We start from the raw sequence: 2,766 nt of genomic DNA, 5'->3' as shown, positions 1-2,766 counted from the left end.
AAAACACCATTAAAAGATGTTGAATTAAGTGAAGATGGAAAAAAAGCTGTTCTTAAAGCTGTTGAATTTCTTAGAAGTCAAGGTTTTACAGTTGAAGAGGTTACTGAGTTCCCTATCGATGGTTACGAAGGTATTAGAACATATACTATGCAGTCTATAGGACTTTTTTCATATACTTCCGCGGTTAAAGGTATTACAGATGAAAACAAACGTAATTTAGATCCTGCTACTTATGCATTAGGTACATCAATAGCCAAAGGTAAAAATGCTAATACCGATCCTTCTTCTGCTAGACCTGCATCTTAATATATTCATAAGATGAATGAATTTTATGGAAAATATGATTTATTCTTGATGGCAACAAATGCTGTTACTGCTCCATCGAATGATAAAAAAGTAGATCCTTATGTAGATCCCGAAGTTGAAGAAAAGCTATATAATATTAATAGTATCACTAATCCTAAAGAAAGATTTGATCTATTAGTGAAACAATGGGAACCAATGATGGAACGTACTCCATTTACATGGTTATTCAACTTAACAGGTAATCCTGCTATTTCTTTACCTGTCTATAAGAGTGAAAATAATCTTCCTCTTGGAGTTATGTTTGCAGCAAAAAATAATTCAGAAAAAATACTTCTTGAAATGGGACAATTATTCCAAGATAATAATCAGTTCATATTACACCCTAACGTAAGAAATACTGTTATTGCCGAAGATGGGAATAAAGTTAAAGAAAACGAATACGGAACTAAATACCAGTATTCTAGTCCTTCTGAAGCGCCTATTACAGATAATCTTACGCCTTATACTGGAAGTATCGAAGGTCTTTCTGAAAACGGAAATAAAGTAATTGTTGATAAAGATGGGCATGTTTCTGAGTTCAACACTCCTAGCGAAACTTCTACATCTGATAATCCTGAACCTTTCACTGGTAAGATTGATGGTCTTTCTGAAAACGGTAATAAAGTAATTATTGATAAAGATGGGCATGTTTCTGAGTTCAACACTCCTAGTGAAACTTCTGCGGCTGATACTCCTAAACCTTTTACTGGTAAGGTTGATGGCCTTTCAGAAAACGGTAATAAAGTAATTGTTGATAAAGATGGGCATGTTTCTGAGTTCAACACTCCTAGTGAAACTTCTGTATCTGATAATACTAAACCTTTCGCTGGTAAAATCGATGGGCTTTCTGAAAATGGGAATAAAGTAGTTGTTGATAAAGATGGGCATGTTTCTGAGTTTAATATTCCTAATGAAGCTCCTGTGTCGGATACTATTAAACCTTTCGCTGGTAAAATCGATGGGCTTTCAGAAAATGGTAATAAAATATATATTGGTAACCAAGGCAATATTATAGAATACAACACAACTAAAAATACTCCGACAATATTAGAATTACCACAATTAAATATTAATAATACAACAACAGTTATTATTAAATCTAACAATAATAATATTAGCGTTGAACTTGATAATAAACATGCTAAAGATCTAGAGTTTAAAGCTAATGATATCACTAGTACAATAAATTTAGAAGATTTAAAAAATAAAATTGTAGCAGATAAAAATAATAGTATTAATAATATAGATGAAATTTCTACTGTTAGAGTCCTTGATTTAGAATTACAAAAAAATAATGAAGAGATTAAACTTAATATTCCTAGAACTGTACATATCGCCTTACTACAAAATGAAAAGAACAAAGATATACTAGTCTTTCACATTAAGGATGATAATACAATTGAGCTAGTACCTTCAAATGTTACAGAAGATAGCCTAAGTTTTACGGTAAATCACTTCAGTAAATTTGCTCTTATAACAAAAATAAAAACCGCACTAGCTTCAAGCGAAAAAGATATCAATAGTTCAGCAGTACATGAAGAGAAAAAATTTACAGTAATAGAAACAAGAGGAGCTAAATCTACTCCACTAAACGCTCCAAAAAACCTTCCGAAAACCGGAACAACAACTAATAATTTCTTAACTACCCTTGGATTTTCACTTCTAGCATTAACTGCCTTATTAAAACGAAAAAATAATAACTAATACCACAAAACCTCAGAATTTGTTTCAAATGAAATTATAAATTCTGAGGTTTTTCTGATATAAATACCAAAGTCGGTTAAAAACTATGTTTGAGAGCCGAAATTAATAACTACATTTTAACCTTTATTCTCTATTTATTAAATATCATATAACTTCTCATATTCCATAACAAAAAACACCCTCGAAAAATATCGAGGGTGTTCTTTTCGCTCTAATTAAGCACTTAGCTAACTTGAACTTTCAAGACTTATCTTAGTCTTATTTTTTTCTTTACGACGTTTAGCTGCTGCTAATAATCCACCGAAGATTGCCATTCCTAATCCTGCTAATCCTGTGTTAGTTTCAGTTGTACCAGTGTTTGCTAGACGAGTCGCTTTAGCTGGTGCTTTAGGCGCTGTCGGAGTTACTGGTCCTTCTGGTTGTACAGGAACAACCGGAGTTGGTGTTGGTCTTTCTGGTGTTACCGGTACGTACTTGATTGGCGTATCTTGAGTTGGATCTGCCGGCACGTCTGGTACTTCATATCCTTTAGATGGATCTTTCGGATCAACTGGTTTCAATGGAGTTCCATTTGGACCTATAGGGATAAATCCTGGTACGTGAGGTACTCGTGGTTTATCTGTTCCTGGTTTTGTTGGATCTGTTGGATCATTTGGATATGTAATTGGAGGAACTGGTGTTACTCCTTCTGGTACTTTCGGTACCCATGAACCAAGT

2 protein-coding genes and 1 pseudogene are annotated in these 2,766 nt (G+C 33.4%); 2 read left to right on the top strand and 1 reads right to left on the bottom strand.

The features are described 5' to 3' along the window. Positions 1-306 (top strand): annotated as a pseudogene (locus tag RWL85_RS08520) (amidase); the annotation flags it as partial. Positions 307-318: 12 nt separating this feature from the next. Then, positions 319-2,049, top strand: coding sequence for an LPXTG cell wall anchor domain-containing protein (locus RWL85_RS08515; protein ID WP_314087137.1), 1,731 nt, complete (start codon positions 319-321; stop codon positions 2,047-2,049). A 227-nt stretch (positions 2,050-2,276) separates the two neighbouring features. Here RWL85_RS08515 and RWL85_RS08510 read toward each other — a convergent pair. Further along, a partial coding sequence (locus tag RWL85_RS08510; RefSeq protein ID WP_314087134.1) for an LPXTG cell wall anchor domain-containing protein occupies positions 2,277-2,766 on the bottom strand: 490 nt, incomplete at its 5' end.

This window comes from uncultured Gemella sp., assembly GCF_963515875.1.
Classification (GTDB): Bacteria; Bacillota; Bacilli; order Staphylococcales; family Gemellaceae; genus Gemella.
This window is presented reverse-complemented; position numbering and strand designations above follow the sequence as displayed.